Consider the following 23,554-nt stretch of genomic DNA (forward strand, 5'->3'; position numbering starts at 1 on the left):
TCTGATAAATTGTTAAAGAGCGTTGCGAACAGCGGCTGAACCGTCTGTCGCGAGGTGGCGTATACTACGCTACTCTCCTTCGGAGTCAAACACTTTTTTCAGCGTTTTCATCCGGCGGGATGAATTTTTTCACTCCCTGCCGAGCCGTCTGCGTTGCCGCTTTGCCGTCTCAGTGGTGGCGCATTATAGGGAGTTCATTTCAGCTGACAAGTGCTAATTTGAAGTTTTCGCGCGACCGCTCACTTTCCAGGCTATACGTTGCAAAAAGCAGCTAATTCTTGCAAAAAGGCCAAAAAAAACGGGCCCGCAGGCCCGTTTTAATCGGAAGGGATCACTGATGAGCAACAATCACATCGTCTTTTACATCCATTTCAATGGTTTTACCCGGAACCAGGGCACCAGAAAGAATCTGCTGAGCCAGCGGGTTTTCAATCTGCTGCTGAATAGCACGTTTCAATGGACGCGCACCATACACCGGGTCGTAGCCATTCTCGCCGAGCAGTTTGAGCGCCTCATCGGAGATGTGCAGCTGATAGCCACGCTCCTCAAGACGTTTATACAAACGTTGCAGCTGAATCTGCGCAATTGAAGCAATGTGTTTTTCGCCCAATGGGTGGAACACCACCATGTCATCGATACGGTTGATAAATTCTGGGCGGAAATGCTGCCCCACAACCGTCATCACCACCTCTTTCATCTCCGCATAATCCAGAGAACCGAAACGTTCCTGAATAAGATCGGAGCCAAGGTTCGAGGTCATAATCACCACGGTATTGCGAAAATCGACCGTACGGCCCTGTCCATCGGTTAAGCGACCATCATCCAGCACCTGCAACAGAATGTTGAACACATCAGGATGCGCCTTCTCCACTTCATCCAGCAGAATCACCGAATAAGGTCGACGACGTACCGCTTCGGTCAGATAACCACCCTCTTCGTAGCCGACATATCCCGGAGGTGCACCCACCAGCCGCGACACCGAGTGTTTTTCCATAAACTCGGACATATCAATACGCACCATCGCGTCATCGCTATCGAACAGGAAGCTGGCCAGCGCTTTACACAATTCGGTTTTCCCTACTCCCGTTGGTCCGAGGAACAGGAAGGAACCAATTGGACGATTCGGATCGGACAAGCCGGCACGACTACGACGAATCGCATTCGAAACCGCTTCTACCGCTTCGTTCTGGCCAATGACGCGTGAATGCAAATCCTGCTCCATACGCAGCAACTTGTCGCGCTCGCCTTCCATCATGCGTGCGACAGGAATTCCGGTCCAACGCGCCAGTACATCGGCGATCTCCACATCCGTTACGCGATTACGTAACAGCTTCATGGTTTTACCTTCAGACTGCGTAGCGATGGCTAACTGTTTCTCCAGCTCCGGAATTTTACCGTACTGCAGCTCAGACATCTGACCCAGGTCACCAACGCGACGCGCTTGCTCCATCGTCAGGCGCGCTTGCTCCAGCTCTGCTTTAATGTTTTGCGTGCCGGTTAATGAGGCTTTTTCCGCTTTCCACTCCTCTTCCAGCTCAGCATATTCACGCTCTTTCTGGTCAAGTTCACTTTCCAGCATTTCCAGACGCTTCACGCTGGCGTCATCAGACTCTTTCTTCAGCGCCTGCTGCTCAAGTTTCAACTGGATGATGCGGCGCTCAAGGCGATCAAGGGATTCAGGCTTCGAATCCATCTGTAAACGAATGCTTGAGGCCGCTTCGTCTATCAGGTCGATGGCCTTATCCGGCAGCTGACGATCGGAGATGTAACGATGCGACAACGTCGCCGCAGCCACAATCGCCGGATCGGTGATCTGCACATGATGGTGCAGCTCATAGCGTTCTTTCAGTCCGCGCAGAATGGCAATGGTATCTTCGACACTCGGCTCAGCAACGAAGACTTTCTGGAAACGACGTTCCAGCGCCGCATCTTTCTCTATGAACTGACGATACTCATGCAACGTAGTTGCGCCGACACAGTGCAACTCACCACGCGCCAATGCGGGTTTCAGCATGTTGCCGGCATCCATGGCGCCATCGGCTTTACCTGCGCCCACCATGGTATGCAGTTCGTCGATAAACAGAATGACGTTGCCTTCCTGCTTCGCCAAATCGCTAAGCACGCCTTTGAGGCGCTCTTCAAATTCACCGCGATATTTGGCGCCCGCCACCAGCGAACCCATATCCAGAGCCAGCACGCGACGGCCTTTCAGCCCTTCCGGTACTTCGCCATTGATGATGCGCTGCGCTAAACCTTCGGCAATAGCCGTTTTACCGACGCCGGGTTCACCAATCAGCACCGGGTTATTTTTGGTACGACGCTGCAACACCTGAATGGTGCGGCGAATTTCTTCATCACGACCGATAACCGGATCAAGCTTGCCGAGTTCGGCACGCTCTGTAAGGTCGATGGTGTATTTTTTTAATGCCTGACGCTGATCTTCAGCCCCTTGATCGTTCACGCTGTCTCCTCCCCGTATTTGCTCGATGGCCGCAGAGAGTTTTTCCGGAGTCGCGCCAGCTGATTTCAATAGATCAGCTAGCGAGCCACGTGAATCAAGGGCCGCCAATACAAATAATTCAGATGATATAAAGTTGTCGCCGCGCTTTTGCGCCAGCTTGTCGCACAGGTTAAGTACCCGAATCAGATCGGCAGATGGCTGCACATCGCCATCGGTACCTTCAACCTGAGGTAGTCGATTAATCGCTTGTTCAATGCTGGTACGCAGGCCAGCCACGTCGGCACCCGCTGCGCTGAGCAACGGACGCACCGATCCGCCTTCCTGGTTGAGCAATGCGCTCATCAAATGAAGGGGTTCAATGAATTGATTGTCATGTCCCAGAGCAAGGGACTGTGCATCGGCAAGTGCCAGTTGAAATTTATTAGTAAGACGATCCAGACGCATAATTCCTCCCATTACAGGTCAAAATGCTACTGGAGATTAAATGAGGTCATCCCTCAAATTTTTCAAGGTTAATGACCTGAGTTGTGAGCAAAAAATACGCTAACTGGACCGTCTTGTGGCGTAAGGTTATCTCAGCCAAATCAAAGTTGCCATACGCCCGGTGATTCCGTCGCGTCGGTAGGAGAAAAAATCATCGCGCTCATGGAAGGTACATCGCGTTGAACCGCTGATGGAATGCACGCCGGCGGCCTGCAGACGCTGACGCGCCAGTAGCCAGATATCGGCGAAGTATTTGTTACCCGCCGGACGGAAAGCCGCTTCCGCTTGTAAATCATGCGCCATGAATGCCGTTCTGACTTCCGGCCCAACTTCAAATGCCTGCGGCCCAATTGCCGGACCAAGCCATGCATGAATGTCATTTGGCGCGCAGTGAAACTGCGACAACGTCTGTTCCAGCACGCCATTACAGAGTCCACGCCAACCGGCATGTGCTGCCGCGACTTCACTGCCATCCTTGCTGCAGAACAGCACCGGTAAACAATCCGCCGTCATCACTGCGCAAACAACCCCGCTTTCACGCGTGATTGCGGCATCAGCGCGTGGCAGCGGATCGCTGGCGGGTAAACGCGCAACCACTTGGCCATGGATCTGATCCAGCCATTGCGGCATTGCAGGTAGCGCCTGTTGTTCAACTAAGCGTTGACGATTCTGAGCAACATGCGCCTCAGCGTCGCCAACATGCCCACCAAGATTCAACGAATCCCATGGAGCAGCGCTGACGCCGCCGTAACGCGTGGTGGAACATGCCCGAACATGCTGCGGCGCAGGCCAATCCGGGATGATCCATTCACTCATAGCCAATCCATCTGATCGCGGAATTCAAGGGTATCGGCTTTCAGCGCATCTATTAAATCGACCATATCCTGCGGCAACGGCGCATGCCATTCCATCTCAATACCGGTGATTGGGTGATAGAGACGTAACATCGTGGCATGCAGCGCCTGGCGATCAAAACCCCGTAGCGTAGTGATGAAAGCTTCAGATGCCCCTTTTGGCGGGCGTGGACGGCCACCGTACAGCGGATCGCCCACCAGCGGATGGTTAATATGCGCCATATGCACACGGATCTGATGGGTACGACCGGTTTCGAGACGCAAACGTAAACGCGTATGGGCACGAAAATGCTCCATGATGCGATAGTGCGTGGTTGCCGGTTTACCCATCGGGTGCACCGCCATGTGCGTACGTTTGGTTGAGTGGCGCGCCATGGGCTGATCCACCGTACCGCCCGCAGTCATGGTGCCAATAGCCACCGCTTCATATTCACGCGTGATTTCGCGCAGCTGCAGCGTTTCAACCAGGTGCGTTTGCGCAGGAACGGTTTTCGCGACCACCATCAAACCGGTGGTATCTTTATCCAGACGATGAACAATACCTGCACGAGGTACATCAACGATCGGTGGATAGTGATAAAGCAGTGCGTTAAGCACTGTGCCATCAGGATTACCGGCGCCGGGATGTACCACCAAACCGCGAGGTTTGTTGATGACCAGAATGTCGTCATCTTCATAGACGATATTCAGTGGGATATTTTGCGCTTCCCAGCGTTGCTCTTCTTCGATCTCAGCATCAATGGAGACATGCTCACCGCCAAAAACTTTTTCTTTTGGTTTATCGATGATAGTGCCGTTGACGCTGACTCGGCGCTCAAGAATCCATTCTTTTATGCGAGAACGTGAATAATCAGGGAACAATTCTGCCAAAGTCTGATCTAAGCGTTGTCCAAGCTGTGCTTCGGACACCGTTGCGGTGAGTTGAACTTGTTGTGCCATATACAGCTTCTTCGTTAACGTTGGGTTTTCACGGCGATGCCGTTTAATATAATGTGCTATCGTACCTGGTCATAACTGGGAGCTATACGGACAGCTTCTGCTACAACACTTTGAGGATAATCATTTCGTCATGACGCGTATGAAACATCTGGTGGCTGCTGCCACACTGAGCCTGAGCCTGGCGCTTGTGGGTTGTTCTGGCTCATCAGATCCAGTCCCGGACAGCCCGCCGTCTGAAATTTACGCCACGGCCCAGCAAAAGCTGCAGGACGGTAACTTTAAAGCGGCGATTAAGCAACTGGAAGCACTGGATAACCGCTATCCGTTTGGTCCTTACTCGCAGCAAGTACAGCTGGATTTGATCTACGCGTATTACAAAAATGCCGATCTGCCACTGGCGCAAGCCGCTATTTCTCGCTTTATGCGTCTGAATCCAACCCATCCGAATATCGACTATGTCATCTATATGAAAGGTCTGACGGATATGGCGCTGGACGATTCTGCACTGCAGGGCTTCTTCGGTATCGATCGTTCCGATCGTGATCCGACGCACGCTCGTGATGCTTTCCGTGACTTCTCGCAATTACTGCGCGGTTATCCAAACAGCCAATATGCTGCGGATGCGCAGAAACGTTTGGCATTCCTGAAAGAGCGCCTGGCGAAGTATGAACTCTCGGTGGCGCAATTCTATACCAAGCGCGGTGCCTATGTCGCTGTTGTTAACCGCGTGGAAACAATGATGAAGGATTATCCAGATACTGAGGCGACCCATGAAGCGTTGCCGTTGATGGAGAATGCTTACCGCCAGCTGCAGTTGACGGCTGAAGCCGACAAAGTGGCAAAAATCATTGCGGCAAATAATCAGTCCTGATTATTACACCCACAAAAAAGCAGCCCATGAGGCTGCTTTTTTATGTCACTTTGTGGATAATTCAGCAGTTTTACGGATTTATCGCTGCAGTTATCCAGTCAATCATGCGCCCTTCCCCAGTCGTCTTCAAGTATTTCCCGCCACTTTCCCGGCCTTTCTCACAATTAAGCGGCATTGACAAAAAGTGACATTTCAATGTGATTTAGATCACACATTTTCTTAATTTCCGCGGTATGCTGGACCTACCCACACGGAAATGACAGAGAGGTTTAACTATGATTCTGAACATTACCAGCAAACAAATGGAAATCACCGAGGCCATCCGTAACCACGTTGAAGAGCGTCTCGCCAAGCTGGAAAAATGGCAAACACATCTGATAAACCCTCACATTGTGTTATCGAAAGAGCCGAAGGAATTTGTGGCTGATGCCACCATTAATACGCCTAACGGAACGCTGGTTGCCAGCGCGAAACATGATGATATGTATACGGCCATCAATGACTTGATTGCCAAGCTGGAGCGACAACTCAATAAAGCGCAACACAAACCCGAAGCCCGTCGCGCCAACAGCAGTGTGAAAGATTTTCTTCCTACGGAATAAGCAAACATCTTTAGTAACGCGCCTCCGGGCGCGTTTTTTATTGACAGCTTTAAATCACTGCGGTTACTCTCAAGCCACTTTATTTATGGAAACAATCATGAAACATCTGCCGTTCTTCTTCGCATTCTTTTTTACCTTCCCCTGATTGGGAGGCGATTCGTCATGTGAAAATGAATGCGAAGACGAACAACAAAGCCTCCCAAATGGGAGGCTTTTTTTATTGGACATTTTACAGGTGAGCCCTATGAATCCCGAAAATCCGCTGCTGGCATTACGCGATAAAATCAGCGTCGTTGATGAAAAACTCTTAGCGCTTTTGTCGGAGCGTCGCACACTGGCCGTTGAAGTTGCGCAGGCCAAACTGGCAACGCATCGCCCAATTCGCGACGTTGAGCGTGAGCGCGCTCTGCTGGAAAACCTGATTTCACTGGGTAAAAAGCATCAGCTTGATGCGCATTACATTACCCGCCTGTTCCAGTTGGTGATTGAAGATTCAGTTCTTACCCAGCAAGCCTTGTTGCAAAAGAATCTCAACCATCCACATGCTCACGCGCCGCGCATTGCCTTCCTCGGTCCGAAAGGTTCCTACTCACATCTTGCGGCGCGCAAATACGCCACCCGACATTTTGATTCAATGGTTGAGATCGGTTGCCTGAAATTTCATGACATCATCCATCAGGTGGAAAGTGGACAAGCGGACTACGCGGTGATGCCGATTGAAAATACCAGCTCTGGTTCGATCAACGACGTTTACGATCTGCTTCAGCAAACCACGCTATCGATTGTGGGTGAGCTGACCATTCCAATTGAGCACTGTGTGCTGGTCAACGGCAGCACCGATTTGCAGCAGATCGAAACGGTATATAGCCATCCACAGCCATTCCAGCAGTGCAGCCAGTTCATTAATCGTTTCCCGCAGTGGAAAATCGAATACACCGAAAGCACCGCTGCAGCGATGGAGAAAGTGGCAGCGATGAATTCACCAAAGGTTGCCGCATTGGGTAGCGAAGCGGGCGGTGAGCTGTATGGATTGCAGGTGCTGGAGCGCAATCTGGCCAATCAACAGCAGAACCACACGCGCTTCATCGTGCTGGCACGTAAAGCGATTGAAGTTTCGGGTCAGGTTCCAGCGAAAACAACATTGATCATGGCAACGGGTCAACAAGCAGGCGCATTGGTGGAAGCGCTGATGGTATTACGTAACCACGGCCTCATCATGAGCAAACTGGAAAACCGTCCCATCAACGGCAATCCGTGGGAAGAGATGTTTTATATTGATGTGCAGGGCAATCTGCAGTCAGAAAATATGCAGTTGGCGTTAACCGAGTTGAGCGGCTTAACCCGTTCATTAAAAGTTCTTGGCTGCTATCCAGGCGAGAATGTGGTTCCGGTTGAGCCGCGCCTCTAAGCAAAAAGGCATCCTCACGGATGCCTTTTGTTTTTTACTGCCGGCTATCGTTCGCCGATCGCAGCATGCTTCTGCTTTCGACCAGGAAGCGTTTCGCGTAATCACCAAACCAGTGTTCGACGCGCTCAAAGCTATCGATAAAAGCTTGCTTATCGCCCTGCTCGAGCAGTTTGATCGCATCGCCAAATCGCTGGTAATAACGTTTAATCAGCGCCAGATTACTCTCCGAGGACATGATGATGTCCGCGTAAAGCTGCGGATCCTGCGCAAACAGACGTCCAACCATTGCCAGTTCAAGGCGGTATATCGGTGAAGATAGCGCCAGCAGCTGATCCAGATTAACGTTCTCTTCCGCCAGATGTAGACCGTAAGCGAAAGTCGCAAAGTGACGCAGTGCCTGAATAAACGCCATATTCTGGTCGTGCTCAACGGCACTGATACGATGCAACCGCGCGCCCCAAACCTGAATCTGCTCAAGGAACCACTGATAAGCTTCCGGCTGACGGCCATCACACCAAACCACAACCTGCTTTGCCAGGCTGCCGCTGTCCGGACCAAACATCGGATGCAAGCCCAGAACCGGTCCGGTGTGCGCGGCCAGCATCGCCTGCAGCGGGCGATTCTTCACCGAAGCCAGATCGACCAGAATGCAGTCTTCTGGCAATTTCGGCAGCTCACCGATGATTTGCTCGGTCAGATGAATTGGCACACTGATGATCACCATGCCCGCATCTTTCAGCAGCTCGTCAGAGCGTTCCCAATCGCCTTTATCCAGAATGCGGACCTGATAGCCAGAAAGCGTCAGCATCTTTTCAAACAGACGCCCCATCTGGCCGCGGCCACCTACAATCACTACCGGACGCAATGTCGGACAGAGCGTTTTGAAGCCTTTGTCATTTTCATGCGCATAGGATTCACGCATCAAACGACGCAATACATCTTCAATCAAGTCCGGCGACACGCCGAGCGCTTCAGCTTCCTGGCGGCGTGAAGCCAGCATGCTGGCCTCACGCTCAGGAACATAGATCGGCAAACCGTAGCGGCTTTTAACTTCCCCTACTTCGGCTACCAGCTCCAGTCGTTTTGCCAGTAACCCAAGCAGTGCTTTATCTACTTCATCGATTTGATCGCGTAGCGCGGTCAGTTCAGCCACCATGACTCATTACACCTCGTGTGACAGACGCGCCGACAGCACTCCCTGCAGATCCTGATGGATTTCACGCAGCAATGTTTCAGTGGTTTCCCAGTTGATGCAGGCATCAGTGACGGACACACCGTATTTCATTTCGCTACGTGGCTGTTCAGAAGACTGGTTGCCTTCATGAATGTTGCTTTCCAACATCAGGCCAATGATGGAACGGTTTCCATCTTTAATCTGCGCAATAGCCGATTCGGCTACGCCAGGCTGGCGACGATAGTCTTTGTTAGAATTACCATGGCTGCAATCTATCATTAAGGCCGGACGCAGTCCCGCTTTCAGCATCTCTTTTTCACACTGAGCGACATCTTCTGGACCGTAGTTTGGTGCTTTACCGCCGCGCAGAATCACATGCCCATCTGGGTTGCCCTGCGTTTGCAGCAAGCAAACCTGGCCGGCCTGATTGATGCCAACAAAACGGTGCGGCATTGCGGCGGCGCGCATGGCGTTAATCGCGGTGCCCAGGCTGCCATCCGTACCATTTTTAAAACCAACCGGCATGGAAAGGCCTGAAGCCATTTCACGGTGGGTTTGTGATTCAGTGGTACGCGCACCAATCGCTGACCAGCTAAACAGATCGCCAAGATATTGCGGGCTATTCGGATCCAGCGCTTCGGTCGCCAGCGGTAAACCCATCTCAACGAGATTAACCAGCAGTTGACGCGCGATATGCAGGCCAGCTTCCATATCAAACGAGTTGTTCATGTAAGGATCGTTGATTAACCCCTTCCAGCCGACGGTGGTTCGAGGTTTTTCAAAATAAACGCGCATAACGATGTACAGCTGATCCTTCAACTGTGCAGAGAGAGATTGCAACTGACGGGCATAGGCAAGTGCGGCTTCAGTATCGTGAATCGAACAAGGACCACAAACCACCAACAGACGCGGATCGCGGCCCGCAATAATATCAGCAATGGTTTGGCGAGAAGACGCAATTTGCGTTTCCTGCGCCGCAGTGAGCGGGAATTTGGCTTTCAGCTCTTGCGGGGTAATCAAAATTTGTTCGTCGGCGATATGCACATTGTTCAGCGCGTCTTTTTGCATGATTGCGATCCTTTTCACTCGTTTATGCGGTTTGGGATCCTCACTGAGGATGGCGCTTACTTTATCACACCCTGTACAGGTTGCAATCCACCCATGTACACATTTATTACCACATCAAATAAAAAACACAGGTGATATTAAAATAACCATTAAAATCAAACACATAATTGAATTGACGGTAGAGTGAAAGTGTAAACTAAAGGTTACATTCAATTATGTTCTGATGATGCTCTCAACTAAAAGTTTGGTATAACATTTTGATTTTCATTGTTTTCAGGAAACACATACTGTCCACCTTAAGAATGATCCTGCGCCCTTATACGCCCATAAAAAAAGGGGCTGGCCAAATGGCCAACCCCTTGTTTGCTATTAACTTTGAGAAGTCGCTTACGCGCCAAGACGCTCTTTGATACGAGCTGACTTACCGGTACGCTCACGCAGGTAATACAGTTTGGCTTTACGCACAGCACCACGACGTTTAACAGCAATGCTGTCAATTACTGGAGAGTGAGTCTGGAAGACGCGCTCAACACCTTCGCCGTTAGAAATCTTACGAACAGTGAATGCAGAATGCAGACCGCGGTTACGAATAGCGATAACCACGCCCTCGAATGCCTGCAGACGCTTCTTAGAACCTTCAACGACCCATACTTTCACTTCCACGGAATCACCCGGACGGAATGAAGGTACGTCCTGCTTCATCTGCTCTTGTTCAAGTTGCTTGATAATGTTGCTCATAATTAAATCTCTTATCCTGGGTAAACTGATAGTGAGGGAAGATTACTCTCCCGCCTCATCGTTTTGTTGCTGCTGATGTTCACGCTGGAACTCATTTAGCAACCGTGCTTGCTCTTCAGTCAGAGCCAGGTTTTCCAGAAGTTCAGGTCTTCTTAGCCAGGTACGGCCTAACGACTGTTTCAGGCGCCAGCGGCGAATATCGGCATGGTTGCCCGACAGTAAAACTGGCGGAACTTCCATCCCTTCTAACACTTCAGGTCGGGTGTAGTGCGGGCAATCCAGCAAACCATCCGAGAACGAATCCTCATCGGCTGACGCCTGTTTTCCCAGTACGCCGGGAATAAACCGCGCGACCGAGTCTATCAACGTCATGGCTGGCAGCTCACCGCCACTGAGCACGTAATCACCGATTGACCATTCTTCATCAATCTCAGTGTGAATCACGCGCTCATCTATCCCTTCGTAGCGACCACACACCAGAATCAACTTCTGATGGGTCGCCAGTTCGCAAACGCCCTGTTGGTCCAGTTTGCGTCCCTGAGGTGAAAGATAAATCACCTTAGCACCTTCTCCCGCCGCTGCTTTCGCTGCGGAGATGGCGTCCCGTAAGGGTTGCACCATCATCAACATTCCCGGTCCGCCGCCGTAAGGACGATCGTCCACGGTACGGTGCCGGTCATGCGTGAAGTCACGAGGACTCCAGCTTTGAATGTCGAGCAGGCCATTTTTTACTGCCCGGCCAGTTACCCCGTACTCGGTAATAGCGCGAAACATCTCTGGAAACAGGCTAATAACACCAATCCACATCGCGTTCGCCGTTACGTTACCGGATTGTCCGGAGATCAAAAACCAGGATCCCAATCTACTTCAATAAGGCCAGTAGAGAGATCGACTTTCTTGATAACCTGTTCATCAAGAAACGGGATTAACCGCTCTTGCGCACCGAATGCATCCTTCAGGTTTGCCTTAACGACGAGAACGTCGTTCGATCCGGTTTCCATCAAATCAATGACTTTGCCCATCTCGTAGCCTTCGAGGTTCACTACTTTCATTCCCATAAGGTCTTTCCAGTAGTAATCGCCTGCTTCCAGCGCTGGCAGCTGCGTGGAGTCGACCGTAATTTCGCAATTGGTCAACTGTGCCGCAGCGTCCCGATCGTCAATGCCTTTGACTTTGATGATCAGGTCCTGATTGTGGTGCTTCCAGCCCTCGAGTTCGACCTGCTGCCATTTACCGGCGCGCTGGATGAACCAAGGTTGGTAGTCGAAGATGCTTTCAGCGTCTTCAGTGGAGGAAAACACTTTGAGCCAACCCCGAATTCCGTAAGCCGCGCCCATTTTTCCCAATACAATCGGGTTAACGGGAGGCTGCCCGGCAGGTTTAATGCTCATGCTCACCACCGTGACAGATTAAGCTGCTTTCTTTGCTTCTTTGATCAGCGCGTTAACGCGATCAGAAAGCGTTGCGCCCTGGCCAACCCAGTGCTCAATACGGTCCAGATCCAGACGCAGACCTTCAGCCTGACCAGAAGCGATCGGGTTGAAGAAACCTACGCGCTCGATGAAACGACCGTTACGAGCATTGCGGCTGTCAGTGACGACGACCTGATAGAACGGACGCTTTTTAGCGCCGTGACGTGCCAAACGAATTGTTACCATAACATCCTCATTAGTTAATAAAGCGCTCGGGCCCCATCGAGGAACGGGGCCCGAGCGCGATATAAAAAGCCCGAAAATTTTACTCATTTTGGCGCAAAAAGCAACCTAAGCGTGCCAAATTTCCGGCTTTATGACGGCCGCCTTAGCGACCAGGGAATCCAGGCGGCATCATACCTTTCATGCCACGCATCATTTTGGCCATGCCGCCTTTCTTCATTTTCTTCATCATGCGCTGCATATCATCGAACTGTTTCAGCAGTCGATTGACATCTTGCACCTGCATGCCTGAGCCCAACGCAATACGACGTTTGCGCGACCCCTTGATAATTTCTGGCTTCTCACGCTCTTTACGCGTCATCGAATTGATGATGGCTTCCATGCGGACCAGCACTTTATCATCCATCTGCGATTTCACGTTGTCAGGCAGTTGCCCCATGCCCGGCAGTTTGCCCATCAGGCTCGCCATGCCGCCCATGTTACGCATCTGCTTCAACTGCTCAAGGAAGTCGTTGAGATCAAAACCGTCGCCGGTTTTCAGTTTCTTCGCCAGTTTCTCCGCCTGATCGCGGTCAACTTTGCTTTCGATATCTTCGATCAGCGACAGAACATCGCCCATGCCGAGAATGCGCGACGCAATACGCTCTGGATAGAAAGCTTCCAGCGCTTCGGTCTTCTCGCCCATCCCCATAAATTTGATTGGCTTGCCGGTAATGTGACGAATCGACAGCGCCGCACCACCGCGCGCATCACCATCGACTTTAGTCAGGATCACACCGGTCAGCGGCAGCGCTTCGTTGAAGGCTTTCGCAGTGTTGGCGGCATCCTGACCGGTCATGGCATCGACCACAAACAGGGTTTCCACCGGATTTATCGCGGCGTGTACCTGTTTGATTTCGTCCATCATCGCTTCATCGACGTGTAAACGACCGGCGGTATCCACCAGCAGCACATCGTAGAATTGCACTTTGGCTTGTTTTAGCGCGTTCTGAACAATATCGACCGGCTTTTGACTCAGATCGGACGGACAGAAATCCACGCCGACCTGGCCAGCCAGGGTTTCCAGCTGTTTGATCGCCGCAGGGCGATAAACGTCAGCAGAAACTACCAGCACTTTCTTCTTATGCTTCTCGCGCAAGAATTTACCCAGTTTCGCCACGCTAGTGGTTTTACCAGCACCTTGCAAACCTGCCATCAGCACCACGGCTGGCGGCTGAGCATTCAGATTGAGCGCATTATTTTCAGCGCCCATCGCCGCAACCAGTTCGTTGCGCACGATTTTGATGAACTCCTGGCCTGGCGTCAGGCTTTTGTTCACATCGTGGCCAACGGCGGCCTCTTTCACGCGATTAATAAATTCACGCACTACCGGCAGCGCAACGTCAGCTTCCAGCAGCGCCATGCGGACTTCACGCAGCGTGTCTTTGATGTTGTCTTCAGTCAGCCTTCCGCGGCCGCTGATATTGCGCAGGGTTTGCGACAAACGATCGGTTAAATTATCAAACATGCTCTCTCACTTAGAACCGTAGCGAGGCCGCCATAGGCGACACAATGCGGCGGATTATAACACGAAGACGAAGCGATCTCTGCAATTGACCGTCAGATCGTTTGGAGCCTGCTGCCGCTGGCGCTATACTGCTTTTTTCCTTATCTGACCGATACCTGAAAGGATCTATGTTCGTTTTCGCGATCGTGGCGCTGTTCGCCTACTCCCTCAGCCTTGCATTGATCATTCCCAGCCTGCTTAAACGCAACGGTGGCTGGCGTCGTTTTGCTGTGCTTTCTGCCTGCGTGGCGCTGATTGCGCACGCCGTTGCTCTGCAGCAGCGCATTTTTGCTGTTGATAATGGGCAAAACCTCAGCCTGCTTAATATCGGCTCGCTGGTTAGCCTGCTGATCTGCGCCATCATGACAATTGTCGCCTCGCGCAATCGTGGCTGGCTGCTGCTGCCGATTGTTTACAGCTTTGCATTGATTAATCTGGCCTTTGCCACCTTTGTGCCCAATGCCTTTATTACGCATCTGGAAACCACGCCAGGCATGATGGTTCACATCGGTCTGTCGCTGTTTGCCTATGCCACGCTGATCATCGCGGCACTGTATGCGCTGCAGCTGGCGTGGATTGATTACCAGTTGAAAAATAAGAAACTGGCTTTCACTCAGGATATGCCGCCGCTGCTCAGCATTGAGCGCAAAATGTTCCACATCACGCAGATTGGCGTTGTGCTGTTGACGCTGGTGCTGTGCACCGGTTTGCTCTTCATGCATAACCTGTTTAGCGCTGAGAATGTGGATAAAGCTGTTCTCTCCATCATTGCCTGGTTTGTCTACATCGTTCTGCTTTGGGGACACTATCGTGAAGGCTGGCGCGGACGCCGCGTCGTGTGGTTTAACTGTGGCGGCGCATTGCTGCTAACCATGGCCTACTTCGGCAGTCGCGTGCTTCAGCACCTGCTCACCTCTCACTAAGGATTTTGTGTTGGAACACGTTTCAACCACCACGCTGATCATTACGCTGGTCATCATGGTGCTGGTCTCTGCCTATTTCTCCGGTTCAGAGACCGGCATGATGACGCTTAATCGCTACAAACTGCGCCATAAAGCCAAAAGCGGCAATCGCGGCGCGCGTCGGGTAGAAAAACTTCTGCGTCGTCCCGACCGCCTGATCAGCCTGGTTTTAATTGGCAACAACCTCGTTAATATTCTCGCCTCCGCACTCGGCACCATTGTCGGTATGCGCCTGTATGGTGATGCTGGCGTAGCGATTGCTACCGGCATTCTGACTTTTGTCGTGCTGGTATTTGCCGAGGTGCTGCCGAAAACGGTCGCGGCGCTCTATCCAGAAAAAGTGGCCTATCCCAGCAGCGTGTTACTGGCTCCGCTGCAGTATGTGATGCTGCCGCTGGTGTGGCTGCTGAATACCATAACCCGCATTCTGATGCGCATGGTGGGCATTAAAACCGACGGTTCCATCAGTTCGGCGTTAAGCAAAGAAGAGTTGCGCACCATTGTGCATGAGTCGCGCTCGCTGATGTCGCGGCGTAATCAGGACATGCTGCTGTCAGTGCTTGATCTGGAGAAAGTCAGCGTGGATGACATCATGGTGCCGCGCAATGAGATCGTCGGCATCAACGTCAATGATGACTGGAAATCGATTGAGCGCCAGCTGAGTCATTCGCCGCATGGGCGTATCGTCCTGTTCCGTGACTCGCTGGATGACTGTGTTGGTATGCTGCGCGTGCGTGAAGCCTGGCGCATGATGACCGAGAAAAAAGAGTTCAACAAAGATCGCCTGCTGCGTGCTGCTGATGAGATTTACTATGTACCGGAAGGCACGCCGCTTAACGTGCAGCTGGTTAAATTTCAGCGCAACAAAAAGAAAGTCGGCATGGTGGTTGATGAATATGGCGATGTTAAAGGCTTAGTGACGATCGAAGATATTCTGGAAGAAATCGTCGGCGATTTCACCACCTCCATGTCGCCGTCGCTGGCCGAAGAAGTCATGCCGCAAAATGATGGTTCGGTATTGATTGAAGGCAGCGCCAATGTGCGTGAAATCAACAAAGCTTTTAACTGGACGCTGCCGGAAGAGGATGCGCGCACCATTAACGGCATGCTTCTGGAAGCACTGGAAGAGATTCCGCTGGTCGATACCCGCGTTACGATTGGCGCCTACGATATTGATATCCTCGATGTGCAGGACAACATGGTGAAGCAGGTGCGCATTACGCCGCACCACGCACTGAAATCCTCCATCGGCTCCTGAAGCCTGCAAACAAAAACGCCGCGATAATCGCGGCGTTTTTCATGGTGTCTCAACTAGATGTGCAGCTCTTTCAGCTTTTCCGCTGGCAGCTTCAAATCTTCGTTGCGGTTCACGCCGATGTCGTGAGCCAGCACATTGCGCGCGATCTGCTGCGCTTCATCCAGTGAGTGCAGTTTGTAGCTGCCGCACTGATATTCGTTCAGCTCTGGAATCTGGCCCTGCTCTTTGACTTTCAGAACATCTTCCATCGCGCCTTTCCAGGCTTTCGCTACACGCTGCTCGTCAGGCGTACCAATCAAACTCATGTAGAAGCCGGTGCGGCAACCCATTGGAGAGATGTCGACGATTTCAACGCCATCACCATTCAGGTGATTACGCATGAAGCCAGCAAACAGGTGCTCCAGCGTATGAATGCCACGCTCAGTCAGAATTTCAATATTCGGACGGCAAAAACGCAGGTCGAAAACGGTGATGGTATCGCCATGCGGAGTTTTCATGGTTTTTGCTACGCGTACTGCAGGTGCGCCCATGATGGTGTGATCAACAGTAAAACTATCCAGTAGTGGCATACGTCACCTCCTGTTTTGAGATTTTTTTTAAAACGATGAAACTTTTCTGTTCGTCCAGCGTCTGAATATATGAAAGACGCGCATTTGTTATCATCATCCCTGACAACAGAGATGTTTATTTTGGCCACATTGATGTGGCCATTTTCTTTTCTAGCCTTCGCGACCCGCAAGGTAGCTTTCGAAATCCAGCGTATCGCTCTGTTCCAGCTTCTCTTGTGCCTGCACCGACTCCAGCGCCTGACGACTAAAATCTTCTTCAGTCAGAATCTCTAACGACTCTTCACACAGCAGGTGACGATATTGCTCTGCCAATGCCACGCCCGCGCCGGTCAAACCATTTTCTTTGATCGCATGCAGGATGCGCGCCGAATAGGTTAGCTCAGGATCGTCGAAAGATGCCACCAGTTGATCGCAAACCTGTTGATATTGCGTGTTGCCGTGATTGCTGTCGAGCACTTCCGCCACGCGACGCAGATCGGCAAACAGCGCTTTACCCACTTCAACCAGCGTATGTTCTTTTTCGCTGCAACCTACAGCAATGACCTGGCCAGGCTTACGCCCTTCCATCACCACGCGGTTCCAGTTTTTGCGCGTACACAGCAGCTCATCCGCACTCATTTCTGGCGCATCAGCCAGCGTACACCAAATCAGGAACAGATCGAGGAAGCGCGCCTGATCGGCATCCACACCAATCGCGGAGAATGGGTTGATATCCAGTGAACGCACTTCAATGTATTCGATACCGCCGCGCAGCAGCGCATCGGATGGTGCTTCGCCTGAACGCGTAACACGTTTCGGACGAATTGGCGCATACAGCTCGTTTTCAATCTGCAGCACGTTGGTGTTCAGCTGCAGCCAGTTGCCATCGGCATCTTTGGTGCCCATGGCGGCATACTCTTCCGATGGCGTTTTGATCGCCGCTTTCAGCGCTGCAACGTAACCTTCCAGCGAGTTAAAAGTAATACCCAACCCGCTCTGGGATTTGTTGGTATAACCGAGGTCGCTCAGGCGCAGTGAGGTGGCATGAGGCAGCCATAGCGTGCCTTTGCCATCACTTTCAAACGGCAGATTGCTCTCGCGCCCTTGCAGGAAAGAGGAGCAGATCGCTGGCGATGCACCGAACAGATACGGAATGACCCAGCCGAACCGGTAGTAGTTGCGAATCAGACGCAGATAGCCGGCAGAGATGGTCTCTTTGCCGCTTTCGGCATCTTTCACATCCGCCCACTCCTGCCAGAACGATAGCGGCAGCGAGAAATTGTAGTGCACGCCAGAGATAATCTGCATCAGCGCGCTATAGCGATTCTTCAGCCCCTGACGATACAGCGTTTTCATTTTGCCAATGTTCGAGCTGCCATACTGCGCCAACTCGATGCTATCAACGTCATCAATGAAGCCCGGCATGCTGAAAGGCCACAAGCGCTCCTCGCCTAACTCACGCGCCACATGACGGTGAATATCGCGCAGAAACGCCAGTGAGCGATCGATGCTCTGATCAACTGGCGTGATGAACTCCATCAGCGTTTCGGCAAAATCGGTGGTGATCCAATCATGCTTAAGCGCCGAACCGAGTGACTCAGGATGTCCTGTGGTTGCCAGGTGACCATCGGGTTTAACGCGTAATGATTCGCGCTCAATACCACGGCCGATACCCTTTAACGCGTCAGGATGCGCCTCCAGCCAGGAAAGTGCCTTAGATACGTCCGGGATCACGTTAACCTCCCGCTGTGTTAATAATTTATTTTTGTTCAGCATAATGTTAGCCGTAGCCTCGAATCTGTGCGAATCAATGCCACCATTGCATTGTTTGTAATGTGGCAGTCGCGATAACGATATAACGCAGCGTTTTACCAATGGCGAGGAACAGCACCGAAGGCAGCCAGGCAAAGCGCAACCAACCTGCGAGCACGCAGAGTAAGTCGCCCACTACCGGCAGCCAGCTAAAAATCAGTGCTGCAGGTCCTAATCGGTGTAACCACGTCATTGCTGTGTCGTGCCATCGCCCTTGCCCTTTTGGCGGCATCAGGCGACCAAGAAGAATGTTGGTTAGGCCACCCAGCGTGTTTCCCACTGATGCAGCCAATAACAATCCATAAACCGAACCCTTTTTGGCGATCAGCAGTGCAACCAGCACCGCTTCCGAGCTTCCCGGTAACAGAGTCGCACTCAGGAAGCTGCTGCCGAATAACGATCCATAGGTCAGAAATTCATTCACAGTAAACGGACATCAACCACGTCCATGCCAGCTGCTTTGGCGGCTTGTACGCCGAAGTCAGCATCCTCAAACACTACACAGCGCTCGGGCGCGATCCCCATCAATTCGGCGCAGCGTAAAAAGGTATCCGGCTGCGGTTTATGACGCTGTACGTCATCCGCTCCGACCACCGCATCAAACAGGTGGTAAACACCTAACTCTTCGAGCAAGGCTTTTGCCAGGCTGTGTTCACTGCCGGTGCCCACCGCCATCGGACGGCGACCATGATAAGCCTTTACCACGTCCATTAACGGCAGCGGACGCACGTCATCCAGCAACATCGCTTTCAGTGCAGCGGTTTTTTCCGCCGCCAGCAGATGCGGATCGTGCGTTGCATTGTTCTGCTCAAGAATGAACTGCGCCAGTTGCCAGGTTGGAGCGCCATTGAAGCCCACCATTTTCTCTTCATCCATGGTGAAACCATAGCGGCCAAGCACCTGCTGCCAGGCTTTTCGATGTGTCGGCTCAGTATCCAGAATTGTGCCGTCCATATCGAAAATCAGGGCGTCATATTGGTCGTACATTGTCACTCCATCGAGCACCACAAAATGAGCCATTACTTTAGCGTAATGCGCTCAGGTTGTCGCCAGGCGCGCTTAACCGCAAATGCTTTGAAAGCATTAGTTTTTTTCGTTTTCAGAAAAAGGTCAGAGTGCAATGCCGTGGATAAACGCCGGTAAATTCAGCGATTTTTTTACAAGTTGATTTGATTGCTGCAGGATTCAGAAACTGAGAGGTAACGAAGAAGAGATGGTGCATCCAGGAGGATTCGAACCTCCGACCGCTCGGTTCGTAGCCGAGTACTCTATCCAGCTGAGCTATGGATGCATTGAGTTACTGCTGAAGAAAATTTTGAGAAGTTTGAAGAGGAATGGTGCATCCAGGAGGATTCGAACCTCCGACCGCTCGGTTCGTAGCCGAGTACTCTATCCAGCTGAGCTATGGATGCATTGAGGTTTTCTTACGATGGACTAACTGAAACAACCTGAGGATGATACGAAGAATGGTGCATCCAGGAGGATTCGAACCTCCGACCGCTCGGTTCGTAGCCGAGTACTCTATCCAGCTGAGCTATGGATGCATCGAGTTAATTCTTGTACAACGCAGGGTGCTAACAACTCACCATGAAAGGAACTGCTCGTTCACTCTTACTTCACCTTTCCGAATGGTGCATCCAGGAGGATTCGAACCTCCGACCGCTCGGTTCGTAGCCGAGTACTCTATCCAGCTGAGCTATGGATGCATCGGAAATGGCGGTGAGGCGGGGATTCGAACCCCGGATGCAGCTTTTGACCGCATACTCCCTTAGCAGGGGAGCGCCTTCAGCCTCTCGGCCACCTCACCTTACGCGTTCTTCCGAACCGTGCTTCTGAACTTGTTTCTGCTCATCGGCACTGCGTGGCGCACATATTACTTTCCCGGACTTATAAGTCAAACATTTATTTCCAGCCTTTTGTTTGATTGCACAAATGACACTCAATTCGGATGCTTTAGCGACAAAAAGAGTGATTTATCAACAAAGAAAGCCTGCTGGAGAACAGAAATGGGCGTTAAAAGAATTGGGAATTGAGAGCGAAAAGCGTGAGATGTGCGGGACTGGAGAGGAAAAACCGGTAGCGCCTCGCTCATGAGCGAGGCGCTGAATCCGTTAGTAACTCGAGGCTTGAGTTTTTTCGGCTTGAATACGCTGATAGATCTCTTCGCGATGTACCGAAACTTCTTTAGGCGCGTTAACCCCAATGCGGACCTGGTTACCTTTTACACCCAGCACCGTTACAGTCACCTCATCGCCAATCATGAGGGTTTCACCAACTCGACGAGTTAGAATAAGCATTCTTTGCTCCTTGAAAGATTAAAAGAGTCGGGCTTGTTCGGTCTCCCGGCCGTATCCATCATATAACGCTGAACAATGCCTATGACAAATACACCATTGTGCTTCGCCATGCCAATACATTCTGCTGATAGTTAGTTTAGCCGAAATACACTACATCAACCGGACTTTGTCATTACCTGGTGTGCACCGCGTTAAAAAAGCGCCAGAAAACGGGCTTCTGGCGCTTATCACAATGCGAAGTTTTATACGTTACAGTCGGTTACTGACCCATTCCTGCACGCCTGCCAGCGCGCCCGCTAGCGCCTGCGGATTTGTACCGCCGGCCTGAGCCATATCTGGGCGACCACCGCCTTTACCACCAACCTGAGAGGCCAGTTCGCCAATCAGCTCGCCGGCTTTTACACGGTCAGTAAGATCTTTGGTCACGCCAGCAATCAATGAAACTTTGCCATCATCAACCGTTGCCAGCACGATAATGGCAGACGTTAACTGGTTCTTCAGATCGTCAACCATGGTACGCAACATTTTCGGTTCAACGTTGCTCAGTTCACTGACCAGCAACTTCGTGCCTTTAACGTCAATCGCCTTACTGCTCAGTGACGCGCTTTCCTGCGCAGCTTGCTGATCGCGCAGTTGCTGCAACTCTTTTTCCAGCGCGCGGACGTGATCAACCAAGCCGCGCACTTTCTCATTCAGGTTACTGCTATTGGCTTTCACCAATTGCGCCACATCCAGCAACTGTTGGCTTTGCGCATTCACTTGTGCCAACGCACCTTCGCCGGTTACGGCTTCAATGCGGCGTACACCTGCAGCAGTGCCCGATTCAGACTGAATGCGGAACAGGCCAATATCACCGGTACGCAGCGCGTGAATACCACCACAGAGTTCGGTAGAGAAATCGCCCATGGTCAGCACACGTACGCGCTGATCGTATTTCTCACCAAACAGCGCCATTGCGCCCTTCTGTTTTGCATCATCGAGATCCATGATTTCGGTCTCAACGACAAGGTTGCGGCGAATCTGCGCGTTAACAATATCCTCGACCTGACGGATTTCCTGCGGTTTCATGGCTTCAAAATGAGAGAAATCGAAACGCAGATATTTATCGTTAACCAGCGAGCCTTTCTGTCCTACGTGATCACCCAACACCTGACGCAGTGCTGCATGCAGTAAGTGCGTGGCGGAGTGATTTAAACGGATGCGCGCGCGACGCGTTTCATCAACCTGTGCATGCAAACGGTCACCAACGCGTAACTGACCGCTGCTCAGCTTACCGATATGACCAATCGCTTTACCATACTTCTGCGTATCCTGAACGCTAAATTCAGCATTCTGCCCAGCCAACACGCCGGTATCGCCAACCTGTCCACCTGACTCGCCGTAGAACGGCGTTTCGTCCAGTACGACCACCGCGTCCTGACCCGCGCTGATCTGCTCAACTTGCTGACCGTCGACGAACAGTGCTTCGACTGTCGCGTTCAGTTCCAGATGGTCATAGCCTTTAAAGTCGGTTGCGGCATCAATGCGAATGACATTGTTATAGTCGGCACCAAAACCGCTGGCTTCACGCGCACGCTGACGCTGCTGCTCCATCGCGGCTTCAAAACCCGCTTCATCAATCTTCAGATTGCGCTCACGGCACACGTCAGCGGTCAAATCCGCCGGGAAACCGAAGGTATCGTACAGACGGAACACCGTTTCGCCATCAAGCGTATCGCCCTGCAGTTTGGCCAGTTCTTCATCCAGCAGTGCAAGTCCACGCTCCAGCGTTTTAGCAAATTGCTCTTCTTCGTTCTTCAGCGCGTTTTCAACATGCTTCTGCTGACGTTTCAGGTCTTCGCCTGCAGCTCCCATCACTTCAATCAGTGGCGCAACCAGCTTGTAGAAGAAGGCTTCTTTCGCACCCAGCATATTGCCGTGACGTACCGCGCGACGAATAATGCGACGCAACACATAGCCGCGGTTTTCATTCGATGGGATTACGCCATCGGCGATCAGGAAGGCACAAGAGCGAATATGGTCAGCGATAACGCGCAGCGACTTGTTATCCAGATCGGTTGCGCCAGTTACCTGCGCAACTGATTTGATCAGTTTGGCAAACAGATCGATTTCATAGTTGGAGTTAACGTGCTGCAACACGGCAGCAATACGCTCCAGACCCATGCCGGTATCCACTGACGGTTTAGGCAGCGGCTCCATGGTGCCGTCGGCCTGACGGTTGAACTGCATGAAGACGATGTTCCAGATCTCGATGTAACGATCGCCATCTTCTTCCGGGCTGCCCGGTGGGCCGCCCCAGATATGATCGCCGTGATCGAAGAAAATTTCGGTACATGGACCGCAAGGTCCGGTGTCGCCCATCTGCCAGAAGTTGTCTGATGCGAAAGCGCTGCCTTTGTTGTCACCGATACGGATAATGCGCTCGCGCGGCACACCAATATCGTTAGCCCAGATTTCGAAGGCTTCATCGTCTGTTTCATAGACGGTCACCCACAGGCGCTCTTTAGGCAGCTTGAACCACTGCTCACCCGTCAGCAGTTCCCATGCATAAGCGATCGCTTCTTTCTTGAAGTAATCACCAAAGCTGAAGTTGCCCAACATTTCAAAGAAGGTGTGGTGACGTGCCGTGTAGCCCACGTTTTCGAGGTCGTTATGCTTGCCGCCGGCACGCACACAGCGCTGCGACGTCGTTGCCCGCGCATAGTCGCGCTTATCCTGCCCGAGGAAAACGTCTTTAAACTGGACCATCCCGGCATTGGTAAACAGCAAAGTCGGGTCGTTGTTCGGTACGAGGGAGCTGCTGGCTACAACCTGATGTCCCTTGCTATGAAAAAAGTCGAGAAACGCTTGACGGATCTCAGCAGTGCTCTTGCTCATA

22 protein-coding genes, 5 tRNA genes and 1 other annotated feature are annotated in these 23,554 nt (G+C 51.8%); of the genes, 6 read left to right on the top strand and 21 right to left on the bottom strand.

Annotated elements, in window-relative coordinates; all coding sequences use genetic code 11:
* Positions 1-331 precede the first annotated feature (331 nt).
* The 3 genes from clpB to rluD all read right to left on the bottom strand — a co-directional run bounded on the left by clpB (position 332) and on the right by rluD (position 4,737).
* Positions 332-2,905 (bottom strand): ATP-dependent chaperone ClpB, encoded by a 2,574-nt coding sequence (clpB, locus tag K5Y33_RS16945; protein ID WP_222234625.1) that lies wholly within the window; start codon positions 2,903-2,905, stop codon positions 332-334.
* 126 nt (positions 2,906-3,031) lie between these two features.
* A complete protein-coding gene (gene yfiH / locus K5Y33_RS16950) occupies positions 3,032-3,760 on the bottom strand; it encodes a purine nucleoside phosphorylase YfiH (protein ID WP_222234626.1) in 729 nt (242 codons plus the stop codon).
* Positions 3,757-4,737, bottom strand: a complete 981-nt coding sequence (gene rluD / locus K5Y33_RS16955; protein ID WP_110868333.1) for a 23S rRNA pseudouridine(1911/1915/1917) synthase RluD — start codon at positions 4,735-4,737, stop codon at positions 3,757-3,759. Before rluD ends, yfiH begins: the two co-directional genes overlap by 4 nt.
* Positions 4,738-4,867: 130 nt before the next feature.
* Here rluD and bamD point away from each other — a divergent pair, with 130 nt between their 5' ends.
* From bamD to pheA, 4 genes are all read left to right on the top strand, one after another.
* Positions 4,868-5,608 carry an outer membrane protein assembly factor BamD gene (bamD, locus tag K5Y33_RS16960; protein ID WP_008109011.1) on the top strand — a complete coding sequence of 247 codons (741 nt, stop codon included), beginning with the start codon at positions 4,868-4,870 and terminating at the stop codon, positions 5,606-5,608.
* A gap of 275 nt (positions 5,609-5,883) precedes the next feature.
* Positions 5,884-6,210: a ribosome-associated translation inhibitor RaiA gene (gene raiA / locus K5Y33_RS16965; RefSeq protein WP_008109009.1), complete on the top strand. Its 327-nt coding sequence runs from the start codon at positions 5,884-5,886 to the stop codon at positions 6,208-6,210.
* Positions 6,211-6,306: 96 nt separating this feature from the next.
* Positions 6,307-6,431: a sequence feature (Phe leader region), on the top strand.
* Entirely contained in the window at positions 6,308-6,355 is a 48-nt protein-coding gene (gene pheL / locus K5Y33_RS16970) for a pheA operon leader peptide PheL (RefSeq protein WP_100703679.1), read from the top strand. Its footprint overlaps the feature before it by 48 nt.
* A 23-nt stretch (positions 6,432-6,454) precedes the next feature.
* A complete protein-coding gene (pheA, locus tag K5Y33_RS16975) occupies positions 6,455-7,618 on the top strand; it encodes a bifunctional chorismate mutase/prephenate dehydratase (protein WP_222234627.1) in 1,164 nt (387 codons plus the stop codon).
* A gap of 34 nt (positions 7,619-7,652) precedes the next feature.
* Here the strand turns inward: pheA and tyrA are convergent, their stop codons facing one another.
* From tyrA to ffh, 7 genes are all read right to left on the bottom strand, one after another.
* Positions 7,653-8,774: a bifunctional chorismate mutase/prephenate dehydrogenase gene (gene tyrA, locus K5Y33_RS16980; RefSeq protein WP_061719956.1), complete on the bottom strand. Its 1,122-nt coding sequence runs from the start codon at positions 8,772-8,774 to the stop codon at positions 7,653-7,655.
* 6 nt (positions 8,775-8,780) lie between these two features.
* The gene (locus K5Y33_RS16985; RefSeq protein ID WP_192236524.1) at positions 8,781-9,860 is read right to left on the bottom strand and encodes a 3-deoxy-7-phosphoheptulonate synthase; all 1,080 of its coding nucleotides are present in this window, start codon (positions 9,858-9,860) and stop codon (positions 8,781-8,783) included.
* A 387-nt stretch (positions 9,861-10,247) separates the two neighbouring features.
* Entirely contained in the window at positions 10,248-10,598 is a 351-nt protein-coding gene (gene rplS, locus K5Y33_RS16990) for a 50S ribosomal protein L19 (RefSeq protein WP_007893316.1), read from the bottom strand.
* A 42-nt stretch (positions 10,599-10,640) separates the two neighbouring features.
* Complete coding sequence (gene trmD / locus K5Y33_RS16995) at positions 10,641-11,405, bottom strand: tRNA (guanosine(37)-N1)-methyltransferase TrmD (RefSeq protein ID WP_192236546.1); 765 nt, start codon at positions 11,403-11,405, stop codon at positions 10,641-10,643.
* A 35-nt stretch (positions 11,406-11,440) separates the two neighbouring features.
* Positions 11,441-11,989, bottom strand: coding sequence for a ribosome maturation factor RimM (gene rimM / locus K5Y33_RS17000; protein ID WP_008108998.1), 549 nt, complete (start codon positions 11,987-11,989; stop codon positions 11,441-11,443).
* Positions 11,990-12,007: 18 nt separating this feature from the next.
* On the bottom strand, positions 12,008-12,256 hold the full coding sequence (gene rpsP / locus K5Y33_RS17005) for a 30S ribosomal protein S16 (protein ID WP_007893313.1): 249 nt from the start codon (positions 12,254-12,256) through the stop codon (positions 12,008-12,010).
* Positions 12,257-12,398: 142 nt separating this feature from the next.
* Positions 12,399-13,760 (bottom strand): signal recognition particle protein, encoded by a 1,362-nt coding sequence (gene ffh, locus K5Y33_RS17010; protein ID WP_101762624.1) that lies wholly within the window; start codon positions 13,758-13,760, stop codon positions 12,399-12,401.
* A 167-nt stretch (positions 13,761-13,927) separates the two neighbouring features.
* Here ffh and K5Y33_RS17015 point away from each other — a divergent pair, with 167 nt between their 5' ends.
* Positions 13,928-14,722, top strand: coding sequence for an inner membrane protein YpjD (locus K5Y33_RS17015; protein ID WP_008108993.1), 795 nt, complete (start codon positions 13,928-13,930; stop codon positions 14,720-14,722).
* Between the two features lie 10 nt (positions 14,723-14,732).
* Positions 14,733-16,019 carry an HlyC/CorC family transporter gene (locus K5Y33_RS17020; protein WP_176973518.1) on the top strand — a complete coding sequence of 429 codons (1,287 nt, stop codon included), beginning with the start codon at positions 14,733-14,735 and terminating at the stop codon, positions 16,017-16,019.
* 53 nt (positions 16,020-16,072) lie between these two features.
* Here the strand turns inward: K5Y33_RS17020 and luxS are convergent, their stop codons facing one another.
* From luxS to alaS, 11 genes are all read right to left on the bottom strand, one after another.
* Positions 16,073-16,588, bottom strand: coding sequence for an S-ribosylhomocysteine lyase (gene luxS, locus K5Y33_RS17025; protein WP_007893307.1), 516 nt, complete (start codon positions 16,586-16,588; stop codon positions 16,073-16,075).
* A gap of 150 nt (positions 16,589-16,738) precedes the next feature.
* Positions 16,739-18,343, bottom strand: coding sequence for a glutamate--cysteine ligase (gene gshA / locus K5Y33_RS17030; RefSeq protein WP_176973519.1), 1,605 nt, complete (start codon positions 18,341-18,343; stop codon positions 16,739-16,741).
* A 31-nt stretch (positions 18,344-18,374) separates the two neighbouring features.
* Positions 18,375-18,803, bottom strand: coding sequence for a YqaA family protein (locus K5Y33_RS17035; RefSeq protein ID WP_176973520.1), 429 nt, complete (start codon positions 18,801-18,803; stop codon positions 18,375-18,377).
* A complete protein-coding gene (yqaB, locus tag K5Y33_RS17040; RefSeq protein WP_008108985.1) occupies positions 18,800-19,366 on the bottom strand; it encodes a fructose-1-phosphate/6-phosphogluconate phosphatase in 567 nt (188 codons plus the stop codon). Before yqaB ends, K5Y33_RS17035 begins: the two co-directional genes overlap by 4 nt.
* Positions 19,367-19,593: 227 nt before the next feature.
* Positions 19,594-19,670, bottom strand: a tRNA-Arg gene (locus K5Y33_RS17045).
* Between the two features lie 44 nt (positions 19,671-19,714).
* A tRNA-Arg gene (locus tag K5Y33_RS17050) sits at positions 19,715-19,791 on the bottom strand.
* Between the two features lie 55 nt (positions 19,792-19,846).
* Positions 19,847-19,923, bottom strand: a tRNA-Arg gene (locus K5Y33_RS17055).
* An 85-nt stretch (positions 19,924-20,008) separates the two neighbouring features.
* Positions 20,009-20,085, bottom strand: a tRNA-Arg gene (locus tag K5Y33_RS17060).
* Positions 20,086-20,093: 8 nt separating this feature from the next.
* Positions 20,094-20,186: transfer RNA gene (locus K5Y33_RS17065), tRNA-Ser, on the bottom strand.
* A gap of 304 nt (positions 20,187-20,490) precedes the next feature.
* Positions 20,491-20,676, bottom strand: a complete 186-nt coding sequence (gene csrA, locus K5Y33_RS17070; protein ID WP_008104508.1) for a carbon storage regulator CsrA — start codon at positions 20,674-20,676, stop codon at positions 20,491-20,493.
* A gap of 249 nt (positions 20,677-20,925) precedes the next feature.
* Entirely contained in the window at positions 20,926-23,553 is a 2,628-nt protein-coding gene (gene alaS, locus K5Y33_RS17075; protein WP_110868326.1) for an alanine--tRNA ligase, read from the bottom strand.
* Between the last annotated feature and the right edge of the window lies 1 nt (position 23,554).

The sequence above is a fragment of the Pantoea sp. DY-17 genome, assembly GCF_019795975.1.
Taxonomy (GTDB): domain Bacteria; phylum Pseudomonadota; class Gammaproteobacteria; order Enterobacterales; family Enterobacteriaceae; genus Pantoea; species Pantoea leporis.

Bases quoted from the DNA above. Each gene is read 5' to 3' on its own strand.
- bamD (WP_008109011.1), top strand. From the start codon at position 4,868: ATGACGCGTATGAAACATCTGGTGGCTGCTGCCACACTGAGCCTGAGC.
- pheA (WP_222234627.1), top strand. From the start codon at position 6,455: ATGAATCCCGAAAATCCGCTGCTGGCATTACGCGATAAAATCAGCGTC.
- rpsP (WP_007893313.1), bottom strand. From the start codon at position 12,256: ATGGTAACAATTCGTTTGGCACGTCACGGCGCTAAAAAGCGTCCGTTC.
- K5Y33_RS16985 (WP_192236524.1), bottom strand. From the start codon at position 9,860: ATGCAAAAAGACGCGCTGAACAATGTGCATATCGCCGACGAACAAATT.
- rluD (WP_110868333.1), bottom strand. From the start codon at position 4,737: ATGGCACAACAAGTTCAACTCACCGCAACGGTGTCCGAAGCACAGCTT.
- rimM (WP_008108998.1), bottom strand. From the start codon at position 11,989: ATGAGCATTAAACCTGCCGGGCAGCCTCCCGTTAACCCGATTGTATTG.
- trmD (WP_192236546.1), bottom strand. From the start codon at position 11,405: ATGTGGATTGGTGTTATTAGCCTGTTTCCAGAGATGTTTCGCGCTATT.
- yqaB (WP_008108985.1), bottom strand. From the start codon at position 19,366: ATGTACGACCAATATGACGCCCTGATTTTCGATATGGACGGCACAATT.
- gshA (WP_176973519.1), bottom strand. From the start codon at position 18,343: ATGCTGAACAAAAATAAATTATTAACACAGCGGGAGGTTAACGTGATC.
- csrA (WP_008104508.1), bottom strand. From the start codon at position 20,676: ATGCTTATTCTAACTCGTCGAGTTGGTGAAACCCTCATGATTGGCGAT.
- ffh (WP_101762624.1), bottom strand. From the start codon at position 13,760: ATGTTTGATAATTTAACCGATCGTTTGTCGCAAACCCTGCGCAATATC.
- rplS (WP_007893316.1), bottom strand. From the start codon at position 10,598: ATGAGCAACATTATCAAGCAACTTGAACAAGAGCAGATGAAGCAGGAC.
- raiA (WP_008109009.1), top strand. From the start codon at position 5,884: ATGATTCTGAACATTACCAGCAAACAAATGGAAATCACCGAGGCCATC.
- luxS (WP_007893307.1), bottom strand. From the start codon at position 16,588: ATGCCACTACTGGATAGTTTTACTGTTGATCACACCATCATGGGCGCA.
- tyrA (WP_061719956.1), bottom strand. From the start codon at position 8,774: ATGGTGGCTGAACTGACCGCGCTACGCGATCAAATCGATGAAGTAGAT.
- clpB (WP_222234625.1), bottom strand. From the start codon at position 2,905: ATGCGTCTGGATCGTCTTACTAATAAATTTCAACTGGCACTTGCCGAT.
- alaS (WP_110868326.1), bottom strand. From the start codon at position 23,553: ATGAGCAAGAGCACTGCTGAGATCCGTCAAGCGTTTCTCGACTTTTTT.
- yfiH (WP_222234626.1), bottom strand. From the start codon at position 3,760: ATGAGTGAATGGATCATCCCGGATTGGCCTGCGCCGCAGCATGTTCGG.
- K5Y33_RS17015 (WP_008108993.1), top strand. From the start codon at position 13,928: ATGTTCGTTTTCGCGATCGTGGCGCTGTTCGCCTACTCCCTCAGCCTT.